The 21,935-nt window shown below is 72.8% G+C and carries 17 protein-coding genes and 1 pseudogene; 14 read left to right on the forward strand and 4 right to left on the reverse strand.

From position 1 onward, the window contains the following. Positions 1-55: 55 nt before the first annotated feature. The 4 genes and pseudogenes from AB0H71_RS10300 to AB0H71_RS10315 all read left to right on the forward strand — a co-directional run. Positions 56-154: pseudogene (locus AB0H71_RS10300) on the forward strand (hypothetical protein); the annotation flags it as partial. A gap of 2,538 nt (positions 155-2,692) precedes the next feature. Beyond that, on the forward strand, positions 2,693-3,373 hold the full coding sequence (locus tag AB0H71_RS10305; protein WP_357018541.1) for a hypothetical protein: 681 nt from the start codon (positions 2,693-2,695) through the stop codon (positions 3,371-3,373). A gap of 76 nt (positions 3,374-3,449) precedes the next feature. Continuing rightward, complete coding sequence (locus AB0H71_RS10310) at positions 3,450-5,312, forward strand: dynamin family protein (protein ID WP_357017584.1); 1,863 nt, start codon at positions 3,450-3,452, stop codon at positions 5,310-5,312. Continuing rightward, complete coding sequence (locus AB0H71_RS10315) at positions 5,309-6,826, forward strand: dynamin family protein (RefSeq protein ID WP_357017588.1); 1,518 nt, start codon at positions 5,309-5,311, stop codon at positions 6,824-6,826. The genes AB0H71_RS10310 and AB0H71_RS10315 overlap by 4 nt, the downstream gene beginning before the upstream one ends. Positions 6,827-6,841: 15 nt before the next feature. On the opposite strand, the gene AB0H71_RS10320 is transcribed toward AB0H71_RS10315, so the two are convergent. Both AB0H71_RS10320 and AB0H71_RS10325 read right to left on the reverse strand, forming a co-directional pair. Continuing rightward, positions 6,842-7,291 carry an SRPBCC domain-containing protein gene (locus AB0H71_RS10320; protein ID WP_357017592.1) on the reverse strand — a complete coding sequence of 150 codons (450 nt, stop codon included), beginning with the start codon at positions 7,289-7,291 and terminating at the stop codon, positions 6,842-6,844. Positions 7,292-7,377: 86 nt separating this feature from the next. After that, on the reverse strand, positions 7,378-8,010 hold the full coding sequence (locus AB0H71_RS10325) for a maleylpyruvate isomerase family mycothiol-dependent enzyme (RefSeq protein WP_357017595.1): 633 nt from the start codon (positions 8,008-8,010) through the stop codon (positions 7,378-7,380). A 104-nt stretch (positions 8,011-8,114) separates the two neighbouring features. On the opposite strand from AB0H71_RS10325, the gene AB0H71_RS10330 reads away from it, so the two are divergent. The 6 genes from AB0H71_RS10330 to AB0H71_RS10355 all read left to right on the forward strand — a co-directional run bounded on the left by AB0H71_RS10330 (position 8,115) and on the right by AB0H71_RS10355 (position 14,510). After that, complete coding sequence (locus tag AB0H71_RS10330) at positions 8,115-8,750, forward strand: endonuclease (RefSeq protein ID WP_357017597.1); 636 nt, start codon at positions 8,115-8,117, stop codon at positions 8,748-8,750. Positions 8,751-8,898: 148 nt separating this feature from the next. Continuing rightward, positions 8,899-10,746 carry a molecular chaperone DnaK gene (gene dnaK, locus AB0H71_RS10335; protein ID WP_357017600.1) on the forward strand — a complete coding sequence of 616 codons (1,848 nt, stop codon included), beginning with the start codon at positions 8,899-8,901 and terminating at the stop codon, positions 10,744-10,746. Continuing rightward, the gene (gene grpE / locus AB0H71_RS10340; protein WP_357017603.1) at positions 10,743-11,423 is read left to right on the forward strand and encodes a nucleotide exchange factor GrpE; all 681 of its coding nucleotides are present in this window, start codon (positions 10,743-10,745) and stop codon (positions 11,421-11,423) included. Before dnaK ends, grpE begins: the two co-directional genes overlap by 4 nt. Positions 11,424-11,447: 24 nt before the next feature. Then, complete coding sequence (gene dnaJ / locus AB0H71_RS10345; protein ID WP_357017606.1) at positions 11,448-12,620, forward strand: molecular chaperone DnaJ; 1,173 nt, start codon at positions 11,448-11,450, stop codon at positions 12,618-12,620. Beyond that, the gene (locus AB0H71_RS10350; RefSeq protein WP_357017609.1) at positions 12,620-13,024 is read left to right on the forward strand and encodes a helix-turn-helix transcriptional regulator; all 405 of its coding nucleotides are present in this window, start codon (positions 12,620-12,622) and stop codon (positions 13,022-13,024) included. Before dnaJ ends, AB0H71_RS10350 begins: the two co-directional genes overlap by 1 nt. 316 nt (positions 13,025-13,340) lie before the next feature. Beyond that, the gene (locus AB0H71_RS10355) at positions 13,341-14,510 is read left to right on the forward strand and encodes a globin domain-containing protein (RefSeq protein WP_357017612.1); all 1,170 of its coding nucleotides are present in this window, start codon (positions 13,341-13,343) and stop codon (positions 14,508-14,510) included. 4 nt (positions 14,511-14,514) lie between these two features. Here the strand turns inward: AB0H71_RS10355 and AB0H71_RS10360 are convergent, their stop codons facing one another. Continuing rightward, entirely contained in the window at positions 14,515-15,306 is a 792-nt protein-coding gene (locus tag AB0H71_RS10360; protein WP_357017615.1) for an FAD-binding oxidoreductase, read from the reverse strand. Between the two features lie 12 nt (positions 15,307-15,318). Beyond that, entirely contained in the window at positions 15,319-16,479 is a 1,161-nt protein-coding gene (locus tag AB0H71_RS10365) for an FAD-binding oxidoreductase (RefSeq protein WP_357017618.1), read from the reverse strand. Positions 16,480-16,683: 204 nt separating this feature from the next. On the opposite strand from AB0H71_RS10365, the gene clpB reads away from it, so the two are divergent. The 4 genes from clpB to pyrE all read left to right on the forward strand — a co-directional run bounded on the left by clpB (position 16,684) and on the right by pyrE (position 21,923). Beyond that, the gene (clpB, locus tag AB0H71_RS10370; protein ID WP_357017621.1) at positions 16,684-19,236 is read left to right on the forward strand and encodes an ATP-dependent chaperone ClpB; all 2,553 of its coding nucleotides are present in this window, start codon (positions 16,684-16,686) and stop codon (positions 19,234-19,236) included. Positions 19,237-19,299: 63 nt separating this feature from the next. Continuing rightward, a complete protein-coding gene (locus AB0H71_RS10375; RefSeq protein ID WP_357017624.1) occupies positions 19,300-20,136 on the forward strand; it encodes a DUF5666 domain-containing protein in 837 nt (278 codons plus the stop codon). Positions 20,137-20,224: 88 nt separating this feature from the next. Next, positions 20,225-21,157, forward strand: coding sequence for a hypothetical protein (locus tag AB0H71_RS10380; protein ID WP_357018482.1), 933 nt, complete (start codon positions 20,225-20,227; stop codon positions 21,155-21,157). Between the two features lie 190 nt (positions 21,158-21,347). Next, entirely contained in the window at positions 21,348-21,923 is a 576-nt protein-coding gene (gene pyrE, locus AB0H71_RS10385) for an orotate phosphoribosyltransferase (RefSeq protein ID WP_357017627.1), read from the forward strand. Positions 21,924-21,935: the final 12 nt, after the last annotated feature.

Raw genomic sequence — 21,935 nt, forward strand, 5'->3', positions numbered from 1 at the left:
AGTCATTCCGACTGCAGCGGGCCGCTCGGCCCCGCCGAACCCAGGAGACGAACCCATGACCCCGAACGCCATCCTCGAGTTCATCCTCGACCTGCTGCGTGATCGTGAAGCCGCGGTGGGGTACTGCAACAACCCGACCGGGGCGCTGGCCGCGGCCGGGCTCTCCGACGTGAGCCCCGAGGACATCGCCGCCGTCGCGCCCATGGTCGCGGAGTCGGCGTTCGTCGCGGGCGGGTCGCAGTTGTCGGCCATCGTCGCGGCGGGGGCTCAGGCGGCGGCCGCCGCTGTGATCGGGGCGGCGGGGTCGGCTGCCATCGGGGCGGTCGCGGATCTGGATCTCGCGGGGTCGGTCGATACGGATATCGATCTCGGGCTGGGTGGGGCCGTGGATGCCGGAGTGGATCTCGGGGGTGCTCTGAACGGGGCTGTGGATGTTGCGGCCGGGCTCGGGGCCGGGCTCGGCGGAGCCGTTGACGCGGCCGCCGGTCTTGGTGTGGGGCTCGGTGGTGCTGTGGGTGGTGCGGTGGATGCCGCCGCGGGTCTTGGTGCCGGGCTCGGGGGTGCTGTTGGCGGTGCGGTCGACTCCGCCGCGGGTCTTGGTGCCGGTCTCGGGGGTGCTGTTGGCGGTGCGGTCGATGCCGCCGCGGGCCTTGGTGCGGGCCTCGGCGGTGCCGTGGGTGGTGCGGTGGACGCCGCTGCCGGTCTCGGCGCTGGTCTGGGTGGTGCTGTCGGTGGTGCGGTTGATGCCGCCGCGGGTCTTGGCGCCGGTCTCGGCGGTGCCGTCGGGGGCGCTGTAGATGCGGCCGCTGGTCTGGGTGCGGGTTTGGGTGGGGCTGTTGGTGGCGCTGTCGACGCTGCTGCCGGTCTGGGCGCCGGGCTGGGCGGTGCCGTCGGGGGCGCGGTTGACGCTGCCGCCGGTCTCGGTGGCGCGCTCGGCGGAGTGGTGGACGGTGCCGCCGGTGTCGGCGCAGGTCTGGGCGGCGCCCTCGGTGGTGCGGTGGATGCCGCCGCCGGGCTGGGTGCCGGCCTCGGCGGCGCGGTCGACGCCGCCGCGGGCGTCGGTGCCGGTCTCGGCGGCGCGCTGAACGGTGCGGTCGATGGCGCAGCCGGTGTGGGCGCGGGCCTCGGTGGCGCCCTGGACGGTGTCGCGGGTGTCGGCGCCGGTCTGGGTGCCGGCCTCGGCGGAGCCGTCGACGCGGCCGCTGGCCTGGGCGGCGCCGCCGGTGGCGCGGTCGACGCCGCGGCCGGTCTGGGCGGCGCCCTCGACGGTGCCGTGGATGCTGCGGCAGGAGTCGGCGCGGGCCTGGGTGGCGCGGTCGACGCGGCCGCGGGCATCGGCGCCGGTGTGGGCGGTGCGCTGAGCGGCGCGGTCGACGGCGCTGCCGGTGTGGGCGCGGGCCTCGGCGGTGCCCTCGATGGAACGGTCGACGCGGCTGCCGGTCTCGGCGCGGGTGTCGGCGGCGCGGTCGACGCGGCCGCCGGTCTGGGTGCGGGTGTTGGCGGCGCCCTCGACGGCGCGGTGGATGCCACGACCGGTCTCGGCGCGGGTCTCGGCGGTGCGGTCGACGCGGCCGCCGGTGTCGGCGCCGGCCTGGGCGGTGTGGTCGATGCCGCTGCGGGGGCCGGCGCCGGTCTCGGCGGCGCGCTCGACGGCGCGGCGGGTGTCGGTGCGGGCCTGGGCGCCGGAGTCGGCGGTGCGGTGGATGCCGCCGCCGGCCTGGGTGGCGCCCTCGATGGGACGATCGACGCGGCTGCCGGTCTCGGTGCAGGTGTGGGCGGTGCGGTGGACGCGGCCGCCGGCCTCGGTGGCGCTCTCGGCGGCGTGGTGGACGGTGCCGCCGGCGTCGGTGCGGGAGTGGGTGGTGCGGTGGATGCGGCCGCCGGTCTGGGTGCCGGTGTCGGCGGCGCCCTCGACGGCGCGCTGGATTCCGCCGCCGACCTCGAAGCCGGCCTCGGTGGCGCAGTGGACGCGGGCTTGGGCGCGGGTGTCGGTGGTGCGGTAGATGCGGCCGCCGGGCTGGGCGCGGGCCTCGGCGGTGCGGTCGACGCTGCCGCCGGTCTCGGTGCCGGTCTGGGTGGCGCGGTCGATGCCACGACGAACCTCGGCGGGACGCTGGACGGCGCCCTGGACTCCGCCGCCGGACTCGGCGGTGATCTGAGCGCCGGCCTCGACGGCGCGCTGAACGCGGGCGCACAGGCGGGCGCGGGCCTGGAGACCGGCCTCGCCAGCACCGTCGGCGGCGTCCTCGCCGCGGGCGGCGAGACCGCGGCCGGCCTCGAGACCGGCCTCTCCGACGTCACCGGCGGCGTGGTCACCGGCCTCGACGGTGCGCTCGACGGAACCGCCGGCCTCGGCGGCGAACTGGCGGGCGGCCTGGAGACCGGGCTCGGCGGCGCGGTCGACGGTGCCGCGGGCGTCGGCGGCCAGCTGACCGTCGGCCTGGAGTCCGGCCTCGGCGGTGCCGTCGACGGTGCAGCCGGCCTCGGCGGCCAGGTGGCCGCGGGCCTCGGCGGCGCGGTGGACGGTACCGCGGGCCTGGGTGGCCAGCTCGCCGCCGGTCTGGGCGGCGCGGTGGACGGGACTGCGGGTCTCGGCGGCCAGCTCGCCGCAGGGCTTGGCGGCGCGGTCGATGGGACCGCCGGCCTGGGTGGCCAGCTCGCGGGCGGCCTGGAGTCCGGCCTGGGTGGTGCGGTGGACGGCACGGCGGGTCTGGGCGGCCAACTGGCCGGCGGGCTGGAGTCCGGCATCGGCGGCGCCGTGGACGGAACCGCCGGTCTGGGTGGCCAGCTGACCAGCGGCTTGGAAACCGGCCTGGGCGGCGCGGTGGACGGCACGGCGGGCCTCGGCGGCCAGCTCACCTCCGGCCTCGAAACGGGCCTGGGCGGCACGGCGGACCTGGGCGGCCAGCTCACCTCCGGCCTCGAAACCGGCCTCGGCGGCGCGGTGGGCGGCACCACCGACCTCGGCGGTCAGCTCACCTCCGGCGTGGGCGGCGCCGTGAACGGCACCACCGACCTCGGCACCACCGCAACCGGCACCATCGGCGGCGCATCCGACCTCGGCGGCACCCTCTCCGGCGCGGCCGACCTCGGCGGAACGGCGGCGGGCAGCGCCTCGGGCGCACTCGGCGGCGCCGCGAACTCCGGCGCCGAACTGGGCGGCTCCCTCTCCGGCACCGCCTCGTCGGCGAGCAGCGCCTGGCACTCGGTCGACGTCTCCAGCGCCTTCGGCGACACCTCGTTCTCCGGCGGCGGCACCGGCGGCGCGGCGGGGGCGAGCTCGGTGACCGGGGAGAGCTCGCTGTTCGGCAGCTCGCAGAGCGGCAGCGACGCGCACCTCGACACGGACACCGATCACGGCCTGTTCCACTGATCCAGGCCATGATCCACAGGCTGCCCGTCCCACGGAAAGGGGCGGGCAGCCTTTCCGCGCGACGAAAGGCGAGCCGATGACCGCACCGACGCCGAACGCCCCCGCCCTCCCGCTGCTCCCGGTGCTCACCGAGACGATCGCGGTGGCGCGCGCGGCGCGCCGCTCCGACCTGGTGGACCGGTTGCAGGCGGCGGCCGAGCGGGTGCGCGACCCGCGCCGCCGGATCGTGATCGCGGGCCAGCTCGGCCAGGGAAAGAGCCGGTTCGTGAACGCCCTGCTGAACGTGGAGCTGTGCCCGGTCGGCGACGGCGGCGGCACGGCGCTGCCGATGCTGCTCGCGCACGGCGCGGAGCCGCGCGCGGAGCTGGTGCTGGCCGGCACCGAGGCGGGCTCGCCGGAGGTGCGGGTTCCGGTCCCGCCGGACGCCGTCGCGGGCATCGACGCGCGCACCCCGCTGGCCGAGGGCCGCCGGGTGCTGCGGCTGGAGCTGCACGCCCCGAACCCGCTGCTCGCGGATGGCATCGTGCTGGTGGACACCCCCGGCGTCGGCGGCTCCGGCCCCGGCGCGGCGACGGTGCTCGGCATGGTGCCGACCGCGGACGCCGTGCTGGTCCTCTCCGACGCCTCCACCGAGCTCACCGAGCCCGAGCTCATCTTCCTGCGCCAGGTGCGCGAGCTGTGCCCGACGGTCGCGCTGCTGCTCACCAAGACCGACCTGTACCCGCACTGGCGCCGGGTGCACGAGGCCGACATCGGCCATCTGGACAGAGCCCAGCTGAACCTGCCGATCATCCCGGTCTCCGCCCTGCTCCGCGAGCACGCCATGCGCACCCAGGACCGCCAGCTCGGCCTGGAGTCCGGCTTCGGCGAGCTCTACCAGTTCCTGCGCGACGAGGTGGTCGCCCGCGACCAGGCCGCCGTCCGCGCCGGGGTGGCCCGCGATATCGCCGCCACCGCCGAGCATCTCGCGCTCGCGCTCGGCAGTGAACTGGTCGCGCTGCGCGACCCGGACAAGGGCGCCGCCGCGCTCCAGGAGCTGCGCACCGCCAAGGCCGCCGCCGAGGAGCTGCACCGCCGCACCGCGGCCTGGCAGCAGACGCTCGGCGACGGCATCACCGACCTGGCCGGCGACACCGACCACGACCTGCGGGAACGGCTCCGCGCGATCGCCCGCGAGGGCGAGGAGTGGATCGACGACCACGACCCGGGCAGGCACTGGGAGCGGATCGCGGAGTGGCTGGGGCTGAGCGTGGACAGCGCGCTCGGCGACAACCTGCTCTTCACCCACGAGCGCGCGGCCCGGCTGGCCGAGCGGGTCGCGGAGCACTTCGCCGAGCTGGGCGCGGTCGAGCTGCCGGACGTGCGCGGCGCGCTCGAATCCGGCGACAGCCGAGCGGGTTCCGGCACCCTGGCCGACCTGGAGTCCGACATCGGCTTCGGCAGCAAACTGCTGGTCGGCATGCGCGGCTCCTACGGCGGCGTGCTGATGGTGGGGCTGGCCAGCACCTTCGCCGGGCTCGCCATGCTGAACCCGATCTCGCTCGGGGCGGGGGTGCTGGTCGGCGGCAAGGCCTTCCGCGACGACAAGCAGGCCAGGCTGGCGCGGCGCAGGGGCGAGGCGAAGACGGCGGTGCGGCGCTTCGTCGACGATGTCGCGTTCCAGGCGGGCAAGGAGTCGAAGGACCGGCTGCACCGCATCCACCGTGCGCTGCGCGACCACTACACGGGCGTCGCCGAGCGCGGGCTGCGCTCGCTGGAGGACTCGCTGCGCGCCACCCAGGACGCCGCCAGCATGGAATCCACCCGCCGCGCCGAGCGCTGCGCGGAGCTGGAGCGGCAGCTGCGGGTCGTCGCCGAACTGCGCCGCCATGCCACCGCCATGATGCCCGCCGACACCCCCGCAATCGCCGGGCAATCCGCCGGTACGGTAACCGGATGACCTCTGGAACCACCCGTGGCGCCGCGGGGCTCGTGCCCGAGGCGCAGGCGCTGATCGAGACCGCGCGCCGCGCCTTCGCCAGGGACACGCGGCCGCGCGCGCTGCTCGGCGACTGCGCGGGCCGGCTGGAGCAGCCGCTGCGGGTCGCGCTCGCCGGCTCGATCAAGGCGGGTAAGTCGACGCTGCTGAACGCGCTGGTCGGGCAGGATATCGCGCCCACCGACGCCACCGAGTGCACCCGGGTGGTCACCTGGTACCGGAACGGCCCGACGCCGAGCGTCACCGCGCTCGCGCCGGACGGCGACCGCGCCAATGTGGTGGTGCGCCGGGCAGGCGGCGCTCATGGCCTCACCTTCGATCTGGACGGATTGCGCTGGCAGAGCGGCCATCCGCGGGATATCGACCACCTGGAGGTGGAGTGGCCGGCCGCGCCGCTGGCCGCCACCACGATCATCGACACCCCAGGCACCTCCTCGCTCTCCCGCGAGGTCTCCCGGCGCACCGCGCGGCTGCTCACCCCGGAGGACGACGCGGCCGTCGCGCTGCCCGGCGCCGATGCCGTGGTCTACCTGCTGCGCAGGCTGGACGATGCCGACGTGCGCTTCCTGGAGCGGGTCGGCGCGGGCACCGCGGGCGGCACCGGGCCGCTCGGCGTGATCGGCGTGGTCTCCAGGGCGGACGAGATCGGCGCGGGCGCGCTGGACGCGCTGCACTCGGCGCGCGATGTCGCCGCCCGCTTCGCCGGCGAGCTGGAGCGAACCGGGCTGTGCCAGGCCGTGATCCCGGTGGCGGGGCTGCTCGCCTTCGCCGCCGCCACGCTGCGCCAGCAGGAGTACGCGGCGTTCGAGGCGCTGGCCGCGGTGCCGACGGCGGAGCTGAGCGCCGCGCTGCTCTCCGCGGATCGTTTCGCCCGCCCCGACATTCCGCTGCCGGTCCCGCCGGAGCTGCGCTTCCAGATCGCGGAGCGCTTCGGGCTCTTCGGCATCCGGATGGCGGTGACGCTGATCCGGCTCGGCATCAGGGACTCCGCCGCGCTCGCCGCCGAGCTCACCGCGCGCAGCGGCGTGGACGAGCTGCGCGGCGTGCTCGACACCCAGTTCGGCCAGCGCGCCGACCAGCTGAAGGCGCACTCCGCGCTGACCGCGCTGGACCGGGTGCTGCGCGGCTACCCGGGCACCGAGGCCGACCGGCTGCTGCCCCGGGTGCGCACCCTGCTCGCCGACGTGCACGGCTTCGCCGAGCTCCGGCTGCTCGGCCGGCTGCGCACCGACGAACTCCCGCTCCCCGCCGCCGATCTCGCCGAGCTGCACCGGCTGGCCGGCGGCGCGGGCATCGCCCCGCACCTGCGGCTCGGGCTGCCGCCGGACGCCGCCCCGGCCGCGCTGCGCGCCGCCGCGCTGGACGCCGTCCGCAAGTGGCGCTCCCGGGCCAAGCACCCGCTCGCCGACCAGGCCACCAGCGCCGCCTGCCTGACCGCGGCCCGCAGCGCCGAGGGCGCCCTGAGCCAGCTCTAGGCCAGGATCCGCCGCCTAGGGATCCACGTCGGCGAGCAACTCCGCGAGCCGGCTCAGCCCGGAGCGCCAGCCGCGCTCCATGGCATTGCGGGCCATCTTCTGCCGCCGGTCGGCGATGTCGAAACCGGTCTGGGTGAGCAGCAGCCTGGTGCCGCGGCCCTGCGGCCGGATGGTCAGGTCGAGCGGCCAGCGCGCGGGCCGGGGCGCCCGCACGTCGACCCAGGCCAGGGTGAGCTGCTCGGGGACGCGGACGGTGAGCACCTCGCAGGCGATCTCGCCCGGCGAACTGGCCGGAAGGGTGAACAGGAAGTGCGTGCCGGGAGTCGCCGCGAACCCCACCGACGGCATGAGCCAGCGCTCCAGCAGCGCAGGCTCGGTCAGCGCCCGCCAGACCAGCTGCGGCGAGCGCGGCAGGAAGGTGCCGATCTCGACGGCGGCGGGATCGAGTCCGGCGTCCGACGTCATCGGCGCACCCCCGCCCGGAAACCGTTCATGATCACCAGCTTTGCACGCGGACCGGCCCGCCGCACGGATTGCGGAGCGCGGCGGTGCTACAGCGCCGCCGCCACCCGCCGCACCCCCGAGCCGGTCATCTCGACCAGCCCGGCCGGCCGCCCGCTGGCGACCAGCAGCAGGTCGCAGGCGGTGCCGCGGAGCTCGTCCGGCCCGTCGCCGCCGCTCCAGTCGCAATCGGTGGCGATCAGCCGGATGCCGCGCAGCCGCTTGCGGGCGCCCCAGAACACGCTGCTCCGCACGTGGTCGAGCGCGGCTAGGGTGGGCGCGAGCGGCACCGCGTGGGCGCGGCCGAGCGGGCGGGCGATGTCCTGGCTGTGCACCAGGAAGTCGGCCAGCGGGTCGAGCGGCCCGGCGCCGGGGGCGCGGCGCGGGGAGGTGGCGTCGGCTCTGATCTGCGCGATCAGCTCGGCCGGGGTGAACAGCGCCGCCCGCTCCTTCGCCTGCGTCTCGGTCATCCGGTCGAAGTCGAAGCGGGCGCGCACGGCGGCCCGCAGCGCGCCGCGCAGCGTGTCCCGGGTGGAGAGCGTCAGGTGCGCCGCCAGCTCGTGCATGGTCCAGGCCGGGCACAGCGACCGCACCTGCCACTCGGCGGGTTCCAGGGTCGCCAGCAGCCCGGCCACCCCCAGCCGCACCTCCGCGGTCCACCCCATGATCTCGGCGCGCTCCATCCGATCCTCCTCGTCGTCGTCTCGGCAGTGCCGACGGCCCGGCCCGCCGAAATTGATCGGTCGGCGACCGGGTACGCCCCCGGTGACCCGAGAGGAGAGCGACCATGAGCCGACACGACGTCGTCGAAACGCTGCTGACGAAGGCGGGCGGCACCTTCGCCGCGCAGGCCGGGATCACCCTCGACGACAAACCCGCGCCGCTGTTCCGCCTGCTGATGCTCACCGACCTGCTGAGCGCCCCGATCTCCGCCGACCTCGCCATCGGCGCCGCCCGCGAACTGGTGCGCAGCGGCTTCGGCACCCCGCGGCGAGTGGCCGACGCCGGCTGGCAGGAGCTCGTCGACGCGCTCGGCCGCGGCCACTACCGCCGCTACGACGAGAGCACCGCCACCCGGCTCGGCGAGAACGCGCACACCGTGCTCGACCGCTACCACGGCGACCTGCGCGAACTCGCCGAGCAGGCGGACGGCGACCGCGACCGCGCCGCCGAGCTGCTCCGGGAGTTCAAGGGCATCGGCCCGACCGGCGCCGCCATCTTCCTGCGCGAGGTGCAGGACGTCTGGCCGTGGGCAGGCCCCTACTTCGACGAGCGCGCGCGGAAGGGAGCCACCGCTCTCGGCCTTCCGGGCGACGAGGGGGAACTCGCCGACCTCGCCCCGCGCGGCAAGCGGGCCGAGCTGGCCGCCGCGCTGGTCCGGGTCACCCTGGACGACGAGCTCGCCGCGGCGGTCCGGGAATAGATCGCGCGCGCCCCCGGTTGAGCCCATTCGACAGAGTTGAGTGCGGCAAGCTCAAGTTTCGGTTGACGCCCGTCGGAGATGGGTGCAGGATTGAGCCGACCACGCTCAGCGTTACTCAGCTTGGGACGTCAACAAGGAGGAACCAACCATGGCTCGTGCGGTCGGAATCGACCTCGGGACCACGAACTCGGTCGTCGCCGTTCTCGAAGGCGGCGAGCCGGTCGTCGTCGCGAACTCGGAGGGATCGCGGACCACCCCGTCGATCGTCGCGTTCGCGAAGAATGGTGAGGTGCTGGTGGGTCAGCCCGCCAAGAACCAGGCCGTCACCAACGTCGACCGCACCATTCGTTCCGTCAAGCGCCACATCGGCACCGACTGGGACGTGGAGATCGACGGCAAGAAGTACACCCCGCAGGAGATCAGCGCGCGCACGCTGATGAAGCTGAAGCGCGACGCCGAGGCGTACCTGGGCGAGGAGATCGCGGACGCGGTCATCACCGTCCCCGCGTACTTCGAGGACGCCCAGCGCCAGGCCACCAAGGAAGCCGGCCAGATCGCCGGGCTGAACGTGCTGCGCATCGTCAACGAGCCCACCGCGGCCGCGCTCGCCTACGGCCTGGACAAGGGCGAGACCGAGCAGACCATCCTGGTCTTCGACCTCGGTGGCGGCACCTTCGACGTCTCGCTGCTCGAGATCGGCGAGGGCGTCGTCGAGGTCCGCGCCACCTCCGGTGACAACCACCTCGGTGGTGACGACTGGGATCAGCGCGTCGTGGACTGGCTGGTCGAGAAGTTCAAGGCCAGCGCGGGCATCGACCTGACCAAGGACAAGATGGCGCTGCAGCGGCTGCGCGAGGCCGCGGAGAAGGCGAAGATCGAGCTCAGCTCCTCGCAGAGCACCTCGATCAACCTGCCCTACATCACGGTCGACGCGGACAAGAACCCGCTCTTCCTGGACGAGCAGCTGAGCCGCGCCGAGTTCCAGCGGATCACCAGTGATCTGCTCGATCGCACCCGCGCGCCGTTCCAGCAGGTCGTGAAGGACGCCGGGGTCAAGGTCGCCGATATCGACCACGTGGTGCTGGTCGGCGGCTCCACCCGGATGCCCGCGGTCACCGATCTGGTCCGCGAGCTCACCGGCGGCAAGGAGCCCAACAAGGGCGTGAACCCGGACGAGGTCGTCGCCGTCGGCGCCGCGCTGCAGGCCGGCGTGCTCAAGGGCGAGGTCAAGGACGTCCTGCTGCTCGATGTCACCCCGCTCTCGCTGGGCATCGAGACCAAGGGCGGCGTGATGACCAAGCTCATCGAGCGCAACACCACCATCCCGACCAAGCGCTCGGAGACCTTCACCACGGCCGACGACAACCAGCCGTCGGTGCAGATCCAGGTGTTCCAGGGCGAGCGCGAGATCGCCTCGCACAACAAGCTGCTCGGCTCCTTCGAGCTGACCGGGATCCCGCCGGCCCCGCGCGGCGTGCCGCAGATCGAGGTGACCTTCGACATCGATGCCAACGGCATCGTGCACGTCACCGCGAAGGACAAGGGCACCGGCAAGGAGAACACGATCAAGATCCAGGACGGCTCCGGCCTGTCCAAGGAGGAGATCGACCGGATGGTCAAGGACGCCGAGGCGCACGCCGCCGAGGACAAGCAGCGGCGCGAGGAGGCGGAGACCCGCAACCAGGCCGAGTCGCTGGTGCACCAGACCCAGAAGTTCATCGCGGACAACGAGGACAAGGTGCCCGCGGACGTCAAGTCCAAGGTCGAGGCGGCCATCGCCGAGGCGAACGAGGCGCTGAAGGGCACCGACATCGCCGCCGTGAAGGCCGCGGTGGAGAAGCTCGCCACCGAGTCGCAGGCGCTGGGCCAGGCGATCTACGAGTCCTCGGCGGCCGAGGGCGCGGCCGGTGACGGCCAGCCCCAGCAGGGCCAGGCCGACGACCAGGTCGTCGACGCCGAGGTCGTGGACGAGCCGGTCGACACGGAGAAGAAGTGAGCTCGGAGCAGCAGGAGCCGGTCACCTTCGTCGACAAGCGCAAGATCGATCCGGAGTCCGGTGAGGTCAGGGAGCCCGACAGGGCTCCCGAGCCGGGCACCGAGAACGGCGGCGAGACGAACGGAAACGGCGCCGACCCCGCGGCGGAGGCCCCCGCCGCGGGCAAGGAGGCCGAGCTGACCGCCGACCTGCAGCGGCTCACCGCCGAGTACGCCAACTACCGGCGCCGGGTCGAGCGCGACCGCAAGGCCGCGACCGACTCGGCCAAGGCCGCCGTCGTCACCGAGCTGCTCGGTGTGCTGGACGATCTGGACCGGGCGCGCGCGCACGGCGACCTGGAGTCCGGCCCGCTGAAGTCGGTCGCCGACAAGCTCGCCGAGGCGCTGCGCAAGCAGGGGCTCGAGGAGTTCGGCACGGCGGGCGAGCCCTTCGACCCGACCCTGCACGAGGCCGTGCAGCACGAGGGCGACGGCGCCGATCCGGTGCTCGGCCTGGTCATGCGCAAGGGCTACCGCTTCGGGGAGCGGGTGCTGCGGCACGCGCTCGTCGGAGTCACCGACGCGGTGCCGGCAACCACGGCAGAATCGGGTGAGAAGACCGGTGATTCAGCGGATTCCGCGACCGGCGAGGACGCCACGGCATCGGGAGCAGCTGATGCCGAGACGACCGGACGATAGAAGCGCGAGAGGAGGAGATGCTCGGTGAGCCAGCGGGAGTGGATCGAAAAGGACTTCTACAAGGAGCTGGGTGTCTCCGCCGACGCCTCGCAGGACGAGATCAAGAAGGCCTACCGCAAGCTGGCCAGGGATAACCATCCCGACGCCAGGCCCGGCGACAACCGGGCCGAGGAGCGGTTCAAGGCGGTCAGCGAAGCGCACGCCGTGCTCTCCGACCCGGCCAAGCGCCGGGAGTACGACGAGACCAGGAAGCTCTTCGCGGGCGGCGGTTTCGGCCGCGGCGGCGGATTCCAGCCGGGCGCCGGAGGCGGGTTCTCCCAGAACATCGACTTCGGCGATATCTTCGGCGGCGGCGCCGCCGGTGCGGGCGACGGCGGCCTCGGCGACCTGCTCGGCGGGCTCTTCAACCGCGGCGGCGGGCCGCGCGGCGCGGCGAGCAGGCCGCGGCGCGGGGCCGATGTCGAGACCGAGACCACCCTCGGCTTCCGCGAGGCGGCCCAGGGCGTCACGGTCCCGCTGCGGATGACCAGCCCGGCGCCGTGCACCACCTGCCACGGCAGCGGTGCCAAGCCGGGTACCAGCCCGCGCACCTGCCCGAACTGCAACGGCGCGGGTGTGGTCAGCCGGAATCAGGGTGCCTTCGGGTTCAGCGAGCCCTGCGACGAGTGCCGTGGCACCGGCTCGCTGATCGACGATCCGTGCGTCGACTGCCGCGGCACCGGTGTGCAGAACCGGACCCGCACCATCACCGTGCGGATTCCGCCCGGCGTCGGCGACGGGCAGCGCATCCGGCTGGCCGGGCAGGGCGAGGCCGGGCTGCGCGGCGCGCCCTCCGGCGACCTGTTCGTCACCGTGCACGTCAGCCAGGACAAGGTCTTCGGCCGCAATGGCGACGACCTGACCCTGGTGCTGCCGGTGAGCTACGCGGAGCTGGTGCTCGGCACCACGGTCTCGGTGCCGACGCTGGACGGCCGGGTCGGGGTCAAGGTGCCGCCCGGCACCGCCGACGGCCGGATCCTCCGGGTGCGCGGGCGCGGTGTGCCCAAGCGCAGCGGCGGCGCGGGCGACCTGCTGGTCACCGTGAAGGTCGCGGTGCCGCCGAAGCTGGACGACAATGCCGTCCAGGCGCTGCAGCGGTATCAGGAGGCGGAGAAGTCCAGCGGCTTCGATCCTCGTGCGGGATGGGCAGGTGCGTAATGTCCGACGATCCGAAACAGGTGTCCAACGCGGCGCGGGCCGAGTTCTTCATGATCTCGGTCGCGGCCCAGCTGGCCGGTATGCATGCGCAGACCCTGCGCACGTACGACCGGCTCGGCCTGGTCACGCCGCAGCGGACGTCCGGTGGCGGCAGGCGCTACTCGGCCAGGGACGTGGAGCTGCTGCGCGAGGTGCAGCGGCTCTCCCAGGACGAGGGCGTCAACCTCGCCGGTATCAAACGGATCATCGAATTGACCAACCAGGTCGAGGAATTGCGCGAACAGGTCGCCGAGCTCGCGGCGGAGGTGGAGCGCCTGCGGGCGGGCTACCGGCCGGATCTGGCGCCCCAGCAACGCAGTACCGCGCTGGTGGTCTGGCAGCCGCGCAATAGACACGCGCGGTAGCCGCGGGCGAATTGCGGAATTCGCCAGCAAATCAACAGCCCTCGACGGCGCACCCGCTCCCGGAGCAGTGCCCGTCGAGGGCTCTTGGCATTTCGGCCCTATTCGGCTGATACCGGACCGAAATTTCCTGGCTACACAAACTTACGGTCGGTTTATCGGCATTTTTGAACAGGCCATCCAGTATTTTATGAAATATGCGCGTGATATTCCAGCGCATCGCTCCCATGCTGGCAAACTTCCCCCTAGACTCGTTTCCATCGGCTGCCGACAAGTGTTCCCCGGTAGAGTTCGAGTGCGAAATGGGGTTGTGACACAAATGGATTCGCGGACCGTCGCGCTGGTCAGGACGACGTTCAAGGCGGTTGCCGCGGAAGAGGGGGGCCGAGAGGCGCTCGCGCGGAGTTTCTACGCGATCTTGTTCACCGATTATCCGCAGATCCGCGATTTCTTCCCGGCCGCCATGGACGCCCAGCGCGACCGCCTGGTGCAGGCCATCACCTATGCCCTCGACAAGCTGGACGAGCCGGAGAAGCTGCAACCGTTCCTGGCCCAGCTCGGCCGCGACCACCGCAAGTACGGGGTGCGGCCGGAGCACTACATCGCCGTCGGCCGCTCCATGAAGAAGGCGCTGCGGCAGTACACCGGCACCGAGCTCTGGACCGACGAGGTCGAGCAGGCGTGGGACGCCGGGCTCGAGGTCATCGCCGAGACCATGATCGGCGCGGCCGCCAAGGAGACGACGCCGTCGGCCTGGCGCGGGGTGGTGGTGGAGCGCCGCGAGGTGCTGCGCAACCTCGCCGTGGTCCGGGTGCAGCTGGACCAGCCCATGCAGTACGCGGCCGGGCAGTACCTGAGCGTGCAGATCCCCTCCCGGCCGCGGATGTGGCGCTACCTCTCGCCCGCGGTGCCGCCGAACGCGAGCGGCGAGGTCGAGTTCCACGTGCGCGGGGTCTCCGGCGGCTGGGTCAGCCCGGCCATCGTGACCAATACCGCGGTCGGCGACCAGTGGCTGCTCGGCTCCCCGCTCGGCGGGCTCGGGCTGCCGCGCAACACCAAGCGCGCCATGCTCATGGTGGCCTGCGGCACCGGCCTGGCCCCGCTGCGCGCCCAGCTCATGGCCATGGCGCAGCGCCGGACCAACCCCAAGGTGCACCTCTTCGTCGGCGGCCACCACCCGTGCGACCTCTACGACCTGGAGACGCTGAGCCAGCTGGCCGTGGCGAACAAGTGGCTCACCGTCACCCCGATCACCGAGAGCGACGAGAACCCCTGGTGGTACGAGGGGCCGACCGACCCGGAGCGCGAACTCCCCGGGCTGGAGCCGCGGCTCACCGGCCAGGTGGGCAAGGTGGTGGCGGCCTACACCCCGTGGACCGAGCGGGACGTGCAGATCGCCGGCCCGCCCTCGATGGTGCAGACCAGCAAGTTCCGGCTGATGGCCGCGGGCACCCCGGCCGACCACATCCGGCACGACCCGCTCTTCTGAGCGGTTACAGCCCCTCGTACTGGATGCGCTCCACCGGCGTCCCGATATCGATGAGCCGCTCCACGGTCGCCCGCGTCATCCCCGGCGAGCCGCAGACCAGCACCTGGTGCCGATCGAAGGCGCCGTGCGTGCCGATCACCTCGGCCAGCGTGCCGTGCAGCCGCTCCTCCGCGGGGAAGCCGATGTCCACCCGGGAGCGCTCGAACCACTCGTCCAGCCAGCTCGGGTCGTCCGGCCGCTCGACCACCGGGATCACGGTGAGCCAGGGCAGCTCGGTGGCGAGCAGGAAGAGCATGTCGTCGGCGTAGAGGTCGCGCGGGGAGCGCCCGCCGACGAAGAGGTAGGTGCGCGGCGGCTGCTCGGCCCTGGCCAGCTCGAGCAGCTGCGAGCGCATCGGCGCCAGCCCGGTGCCGCCCGCGATCATCACCACCTCGTCGCCGGCCGGGTCGACGGTGAAGCTGCCCATCGGGGCGCTGATCCGCCACTCGTCGCCGGGCTGGGTATCGGCCACGATCGCGCCGCTCAGCCAGCCGCCGGGCACCGTGCGCACGTGGAACTCCAGCTTGCCGTCGAGCGAGGGGGGAAGCGCGGGCGAGTACCGCCTGCTCACCGTCGGCTGCTGCGGGACCCGGACCTGCACCGACTGCCCGGCCCGGAAGGGGACGAACTCGCCGATCAGCCGGATCACCGCGACGTCGTGCCGGAGCCGGTGGTGCCCGACCACGGTCGCCGACCATTCGCCGTCGCCCACCGCGCGCGGGTCGGGGCCGTCCAGCGGGCTCGGATCGATGTCCATGTCTCTCTTCCGTTAGCCGACGGGGTCGCTCTGGATGATCGACTCGGGGGTGCCGACCGCGAGCAGCGCCCTGCGGGTGTCGGCGATCATCCGGGCCGAGCCCGCGATCTGGATCTGCCGGTCGGCCCATGCCCCGAAGCTCGCCACGACCGCCCCGAGATTACCGATCAGCCGCCGGTGCATGCCGTACGGCTCCTCGCTCGGCGCGTGCGGATACCACCAGGGATTGGTCTTCTGCTCGCAGACCGGGACCACGGTGAGCCACGGGTTGCTCTGCGAGAGCTGCCACATGTTCTCCACGTCGTAGAGGTCGCAGGGGTAGCGGCCGCCGATGAAGAAGTGCACCCGCGGGTTCACCCCGCTGCGGCTCATCTCGATGAGCTGCGCGCGCAGCGGCGCGATGCCGGTGCCCGCGCCGATCAGCAGCACGTCGCGGCCGCTCTCCCGGTCGATGTGCAGGTTGCCGAGCGGGCCCGCGATCTGCCAGCGGTCGCCGACCGCCGTCTCGTTCACCACCGCCGTGCTCACCCAGCCGCTCTGCACCTTGCGCACGTGGAACTCGATCTCGCCGTACGGGTTCGACGGGATGGCGGGGGAGAGGTAGCGCCACATCTTGGGGCGCTGCGGCAGCATCACCGGGACGTACTGCCCGGCCAGGTACGGGATCGGGCTGTCCGACTGCAGCCGCACGATGGCCAGGTCCTCCAGCACCCGCCGGTGCCCGACCACGGTCGCCTCCCAGTACGGCTGGGACTTGTCCGAGTTCGCGCCGATCGCCATCGAGGCGGAGATCAGGATGGCGACGTCGGTCCAGCCCTCCTCCAGCCCCACGGTCCAGTCCCGGCCGTGGTAGGTGCGCAGCGCGGCGAGCAGCGCGCGTCCGGCGAGGTCGTAGTGCGCGGCCTCGACGCCGTACTTCCGGTGGTCCCTGGCCAGCTGCTCCAGGAAGGCCTGGGCCCGTTCCCAGTGCTCCAGGTTGTCCAGCACGAACTGCACGGCGGTGGTGACCCGCTTGGCCTGCATCTCCATCGTCGGCGGGAACAGTTCTCGAAGAGCGGTGTTCTCCGCGAACAGGTGACCGTAGAACGCGCTGATCAACCGCTCGGCACCGTGCGGTGCGTCGAGCACCGCCCGGAAGTTCGCGCGGACCAGCGCAGCAGATCGCGCATCCACGACGTGGGGAGTCCTTTCTTCGAACTGTCTCGCCACGAGTATCCCCGAAAATCGGTCATCGGTGTGCCGGGCGGGCGGCGGCAGGCGGATGCGGCCACCGGGGGATGCGCGAAGCCGCGGAAAAATCTAGAGTTGAGCGGAACAGACTCAACCTTTTGCACGTTGAACGAAGCAACCTCAGAACTACAGCCAGGAAGGGTGACCGTGGACTCGTTCAATCCCACCACCAAGACCCAGGCGGCGCTGACCGCGGCGCTGCAGTCGGCATCCGCCGCGGGCAATCCGGAGATCCGTCCGGCGCATCTGCTGGTGGCGTTGCTCGACCAGACCGACGGGATCGCCGCCCCGCTGCTGCAGGCGGTCGGGGTGGACCCGGCCGGCGTGCGGCGCGAGGCGCAGCTGATCGTCGATCGGCTGCCGCGCGCCACCGGCGCCACCACCGCGCCGCAGCTCGGGCGGGAGGCGCTCGCCGCCATCACCGCGGCGCAGCGGCTCGCCACCGAGCTCGGCGACGAGTACGTCTCCACCGAGCACGTGCTGGTCGGGCTGGCCTCCGGCGATTCCGAGGTGGGCAAGCTGCTCACCGGCCGCGGCGCCACCCCGGAGGCGCTGCGCGAGGCCTTCACCGCCGTGCGCGGCAGCGCCCGCGTCACCAGCCCGGACCCGGAGGGCACCTACCAGGCGCTGGAGAAGTACTCCACCGACCTCACCGAGGCGGCCCGCTCCGGCAAGCTCGACCCGGTGATCGGCCGGGACACGGAGATCCGGCGCGTCGTGCAGGTGCTGAGCAGGCGCACCAAGAACAACCCGGTGCTGATCGGCGAGCCGGGCGTCGGCAAGACCGCCATCGTGGAGGGGCTGGCCCAGCGGATCATCGCCGGGGACGTCCCGGAGTCGCTGCGCGGCAAGTCGGTGGTCTCGCTCGACCTCGGCGCCATGGTCGCGGGCGCGAAGTACCGCGGCGAGTTCGAGGAGCGGCTCAAGGCCGTGCTGGAGGACATCAAGAACAGCGCGGGCCAGATCATCACCTTCATCGACGAGCTGCACACCATCGTCGGCGCCGGCGCCACCGGCGAGTCCGCCATGGACGCGGGCAACATGATCAAGCCCATGCTGGCCCGCGGCGAGCTGCGGCTGGTCGGCGCGACCACGCTGGAGGAGTACCGCAAGCACATCGAGAAGGACGCGGCGCTGGAGCGGCGCTTCCAGCAGGTGCTGGTCGGCGAGCCGTCGGTGGAGGACACCGTCGGCATCCTGCGCGGCATCAAGGAGCGGTACGAGGTGCACCACGGCGTCCGGATCACCGACTCCGCGCTGGTGGCGGCGGCGACCCTGAGCGACCGCTACATCACCTCCCGGTTCCTGCCGGACAAGGCGATCGACCTGGTCGACGAGTCGGCATCCCGGCTGCGCATGGAGATCGACTCCCGCCCGGTCGAGATCGACGTGGTGGAGCGCGCGGTGCGGCGGCTGGAGATCGAGGAGGTCGCGCTGGGCAAGGAGACCGACGAGGCCTCCAAGCAGCGGCTGGAGAAGCTGCGCTCCGAGCTCGCCGACGACCGCGAGAAGCTGAACCAGCTCACCACCCGCTGGCAGAACGAGAAGAACGCCATCGACCGGGTGCGCACCCTGAAGGAGGAGCTGGAGACGCTGCGCGGCGAGTCCGAGCGGGCCGAGCGCGACGGCGACCTCGGCAAGGCCGCCGAGCTGCGCTACGGCCGGATCCCGGCGCTGGAGAAGCAGCTGGCCGAGGCCGAGCAGAGCTCGGCGGCCGGCACCGGCGAGCTCATGCTCAAGGAGGAGGTCGGCCCGGACGACATCGCCGAGGTGGTCTCCTCGTGGACCGGCATCCCGGTCGGCAAGATGCTGGAGGGCGAGACCCAGAAGCTGCTCCGGATGGAGGACGAGCTGGGCAGGCGGGTCGTCGGCCAGCTGGACGCGGTGCAGGCCGTCTCCGACGCGGTGCGCCGGGCGCGCGCGGGCGTCGCCGACCCGGACCGCCCCACCGGCTCGTTCCTCTTCGTCGGCCCCACCGGCGTCGGCAAGACCGAGCTCGCGAAGGCGCTCGCCGACTTCCTGTTCGACGACGAGCGGGCCATGATCCGGATCGACATGAGCGAGTACAGCGAGAAGCACGCGGTGGCTCGCCTGGTCGGCGCGCCGCCCGGCTACGTCGGGTACGACCAGGGCGGCCAGCTCACCGAGGCGGTGCGCAGGCGGCCGTACACGGTGGTGCTCTTCGACGAGATCGAGAAGGCGCACCCGGATGTCTTCGACATCCTGCTGCAGGTGCTGGACGAGGGCAGGCTCACCGACGGCCAGGGCCGCACGGTCGACTTCCGCAACACCATCCTCATCCTCACCTCCAACCTGGGGGCGGGCGGCGAGAAGGAGTTTGTCATGAACGCGGTGCGCTCCGCGTTCAAGCCGGAGTTCCTGAACCGCCTGGACGACGTGGTCATGTTCCACGCCCTGGACGAGGAGCAGCTGGAGCACATCGTCGACATCCAGTTGGAGCAGCTGCAGAAGCGGCTGGCCCAGCGCAGGCTCACCCTGGAGGTCACCGATTCCGCCCGCTTCTGGCTGGCGGTGCGCGGCTACGACCCGGTCTACGGCGCGCGCCCGCTGCGCCGGCTGATCCAGCAGGCCATCGGCGACACCCTCGCCAGGGAACTGCTGGCCGGTGAGGTCGGCGACGGCGACACGGTCAAGGTCTCCGTGAGCCCCGGCGGTGACGGGCTCCTGGTCGGTCGCTGAGAATGCAGAGGCGCGGTCACCCATACAGGTGACCGCGCCTCTCGCAGTTCGTACCCTGTAGCTATGACGAACCCGAAGGATCCCTGGGGGCAGCGGCCGGACGACAGTCCGACCCGACACCTCGGCGCGCCGGGTGCGTCGGGCGCACCGCCAACGAACGTCTTCGGTGGCTCGGCGGGCGGGTACGGCGAATGGACGCCGCCGCCACCCCCGGACGCGACCCGCGAATTTCCCTCGTACGACAGCCAGTGGGGCCCGTACGAGGGCCGGGGCGGCACCACGCAGCAGCCCTACCAGCAGCAACCGCCGCCGACGCAGGCATACGGCCAGCCACAGCAGCAGAATTGGGGCAGCCCGCCGCCGCCCGGCCACCCGCAGCAACCCGGGTACCAGGGCGGCCCGCCGCCGCGCCCGCCCAAGCGCAATACCGGGCTGTGGATCGGCCTCGGCCTCGCCGTCGTGCTGCTGATCGGGGTGCTCGGCGTCTTCGCCGGGCTGTACTTCACCGGCGGCGACGACGATTCGACCGCCTCCGGCACCACGACCACCGCGACGCGCCCGCCCGCGCGCACCACCGCGCCGCCATCGGGCAACCAGACCACCCCGTCCTTCCCGGCGCTGCCGAGCGGGCTCCCCGGCCTCCCCGGCCTGGAGGATCTGGGCAGCGCCATGGGGTCGATCACCGCCAACGACGGCGGCACCCTGACCCTGCGCACCCTGGACGGCAAGACCGTCACCGTCCGCACCGACGCCAGCACCCAGGTCATCTCGCTCGGCGTGACGAAGGCCGCCGACCTGCCGGTCGGCGAGATGGTCGTGGTGCAGGGCGACAAGGGCTCGGACGGCAATATCCTCGCCGAGATCATCATCAGCACCGGGCTTTCCGGGGGTGGCCGATGACCGCGCGGACAGCGACCCGGGGCGCCACGAGCCGAGGGTGCGGGGCAATCACGGGATCGGCTGGTTAGGCTGTGCGGCGATGACGGAGATGTGGTTCGGGTTGGCGGCGATCGCCCTGGTGGGCGCGGTCGTCCTGCTGTATTTCGACCGGGCGCAACGGCAGCGGACCGGTCACGCGCGCCAGGTGTGGGCCAAGGCCCAGGGATACACCTATGTATCGGTGGAGCCGGCGCTCCCTTCGACCTGGCGCCGCGGGGCGCTGGCCAAGCTCGGCTACCTCTCCGCGGTCGACGTGGTCTCCGGTATCCGCAAGGGCGAGAAGTTCGTGCTCTTCGACCTGGAGGACTCGGCGACGCTGATCGCGGTGCGCAGGCAGATCGGCTCGGACATCGACGTGGACATGCGGCTGAAGACCGCGTCCCCGCCGAAGGACGCCGATCTGGAGCTGCTCGGCGCCATCGGCGACCGGGTGGTCTTCGCGACCAACCCCGAGATCGCCAGGCACGCCGTGGATCAGCGGATGGTCGCGTTCATCGAGTCGCTGCCGGACATCGTGCAGATGCTGTGGAGCGAGGGCAACTGGACCCTCGGCATGCTCTCCATCGGCACCGGCTCCCGCGACTGGGAGACCTCGATCGACGCGGTTCTTCGCCTTTCCGGTCTGCTGCACGTGCTTCCGCCGGAGAGCGACACCTACGGCGACGGTGATTTCGGCCGCCCCGGCGGCCGGGCCAAGCCGCGCCGCGAGGACGACGCCGACGACGCGGCCGGAAACCGCGATGCCGCAGCCGAATCCGCCGATCGGCCGCGCGCCGAGGAGCGGCCGGGTGCCGATCCCGGCGCCGAACCGGCGCAGCGCAGGCCGAGCCTGGCCGTCGTCCCCGGCAAGCGGGACGAGCCGCGCCGCCAGGAGCGGCAGCCAGCCCCCGAGCCGGACGCCGACGGCGACGAGCCGGGCGACCGCCCCGGCGGCCCGTTCCACCCCGGGTTCCGCCCCTACCAGGGGCCGGTCCCGCAGTAACCGGTACGCCCGCCGGACACGTATTCTGCAACCGAGGGTTGGTCCGTGGTCCGGCCGCAGCCGGATCCCGACGACAGCCGGATCGTGCGTCGATGGCTGCGCGCGCGTACCGGAGACCGCGACCGGCGGACGCTCGTGCGACAGGCGCGCCGGATTTTTGTCCGACGCACGCGAAAGGACGCGAGACGAGATGATCGACCACGCCATCGAGACGGCTCAGCACCGCTCCGGCTCCGCCGACCGGGGTGAGCTGGCGCGCCTCGTGCGCGAGCTGGCCGTCGTGCACGGCCCGGTGACGCTCTCCTCCGGCAAGCACGCCGAGTACTACGTCGACCTGCGCCGCGCCACCCTGCACCACCGGGCTGCCCCGCTGATCGGCAGCCTGCTGCGCGAGCTGGTCGCGGATTGGGAATTCGAGGCCGTCGGCGGGCTGACCATGGGCGCCGACCCGGTCGCGCTCGCCGTCATGCACGCCCCCGGCCGCCCGATCAATGCCTTCGTGGTGCGCAAGGCCGCCAAGGAGCACGGGATGCAGCGCCGGATCGAGGGCCCGGACGTCGTCGGGCGCCGGGTGCTCGTGGTGGAGGACACGACCACCACCGGGAACTCCCCGCTCACGGCGGTGCGCGCGCTGCGCGAGGCCGGCGCCGAGGTGGTCGGCGTCGCCACCGTCGTCGACCGGGAGACCGGCGCCGACCAGGTGATCGCAGCCGAGGGGCTGGAGTACCGGTCGATCCTCGGATTGGCCGATCTAGAGCTGGGCTAGCCTGATGAGCGG

It is taken from the genome of Nocardia sp. NPDC050697 (assembly GCF_040654395.1).
Lineage (GTDB): Bacteria > Actinomycetota > Actinomycetes > Mycobacteriales > Mycobacteriaceae > Nocardia.

What these genes read in the sequence shown, in the direction of transcription:
- AB0H71_RS10310 (WP_357017584.1), top strand. Translation starts at nt 3,450, where the DNA reads ATGACCGCACCGACGCCGAACGCCCCCGCCCTCCCGCTGCTCCCGGTG.
- AB0H71_RS10315 (WP_357017588.1), top strand. Translation starts at nt 5,309, where the DNA reads ATGACCTCTGGAACCACCCGTGGCGCCGCGGGGCTCGTGCCCGAGGCG.
- AB0H71_RS10320 (WP_357017592.1), bottom strand. Translation starts at nt 7,291, where the DNA reads ATGACGTCGGACGCCGGACTCGATCCCGCCGCCGTCGAGATCGGCACC.
- AB0H71_RS10325 (WP_357017595.1), bottom strand. Translation starts at nt 8,010, where the DNA reads ATGGAGCGCGCCGAGATCATGGGGTGGACCGCGGAGGTGCGGCTGGGG.
- AB0H71_RS10330 (WP_357017597.1), top strand. Translation starts at nt 8,115, where the DNA reads ATGAGCCGACACGACGTCGTCGAAACGCTGCTGACGAAGGCGGGCGGC.
- dnaK (WP_357017600.1), top strand. Translation starts at nt 8,899, where the DNA reads ATGGCTCGTGCGGTCGGAATCGACCTCGGGACCACGAACTCGGTCGTC.
- AB0H71_RS10350 (WP_357017609.1), top strand. Translation starts at nt 12,620, where the DNA reads ATGTCCGACGATCCGAAACAGGTGTCCAACGCGGCGCGGGCCGAGTTC.
- AB0H71_RS10355 (WP_357017612.1), top strand. Translation starts at nt 13,341, where the DNA reads ATGGATTCGCGGACCGTCGCGCTGGTCAGGACGACGTTCAAGGCGGTT.
- AB0H71_RS10360 (WP_357017615.1), bottom strand. Translation starts at nt 15,306, where the DNA reads ATGGACATCGATCCGAGCCCGCTGGACGGCCCCGACCCGCGCGCGGTG.
- AB0H71_RS10375 (WP_357017624.1), top strand. Translation starts at nt 19,300, where the DNA reads ATGACGAACCCGAAGGATCCCTGGGGGCAGCGGCCGGACGACAGTCCG.
- AB0H71_RS10380 (WP_357018482.1), top strand. Translation starts at nt 20,225, where the DNA reads ATGTGGTTCGGGTTGGCGGCGATCGCCCTGGTGGGCGCGGTCGTCCTG.
- pyrE (WP_357017627.1), top strand. Translation starts at nt 21,348, where the DNA reads ATGATCGACCACGCCATCGAGACGGCTCAGCACCGCTCCGGCTCCGCC.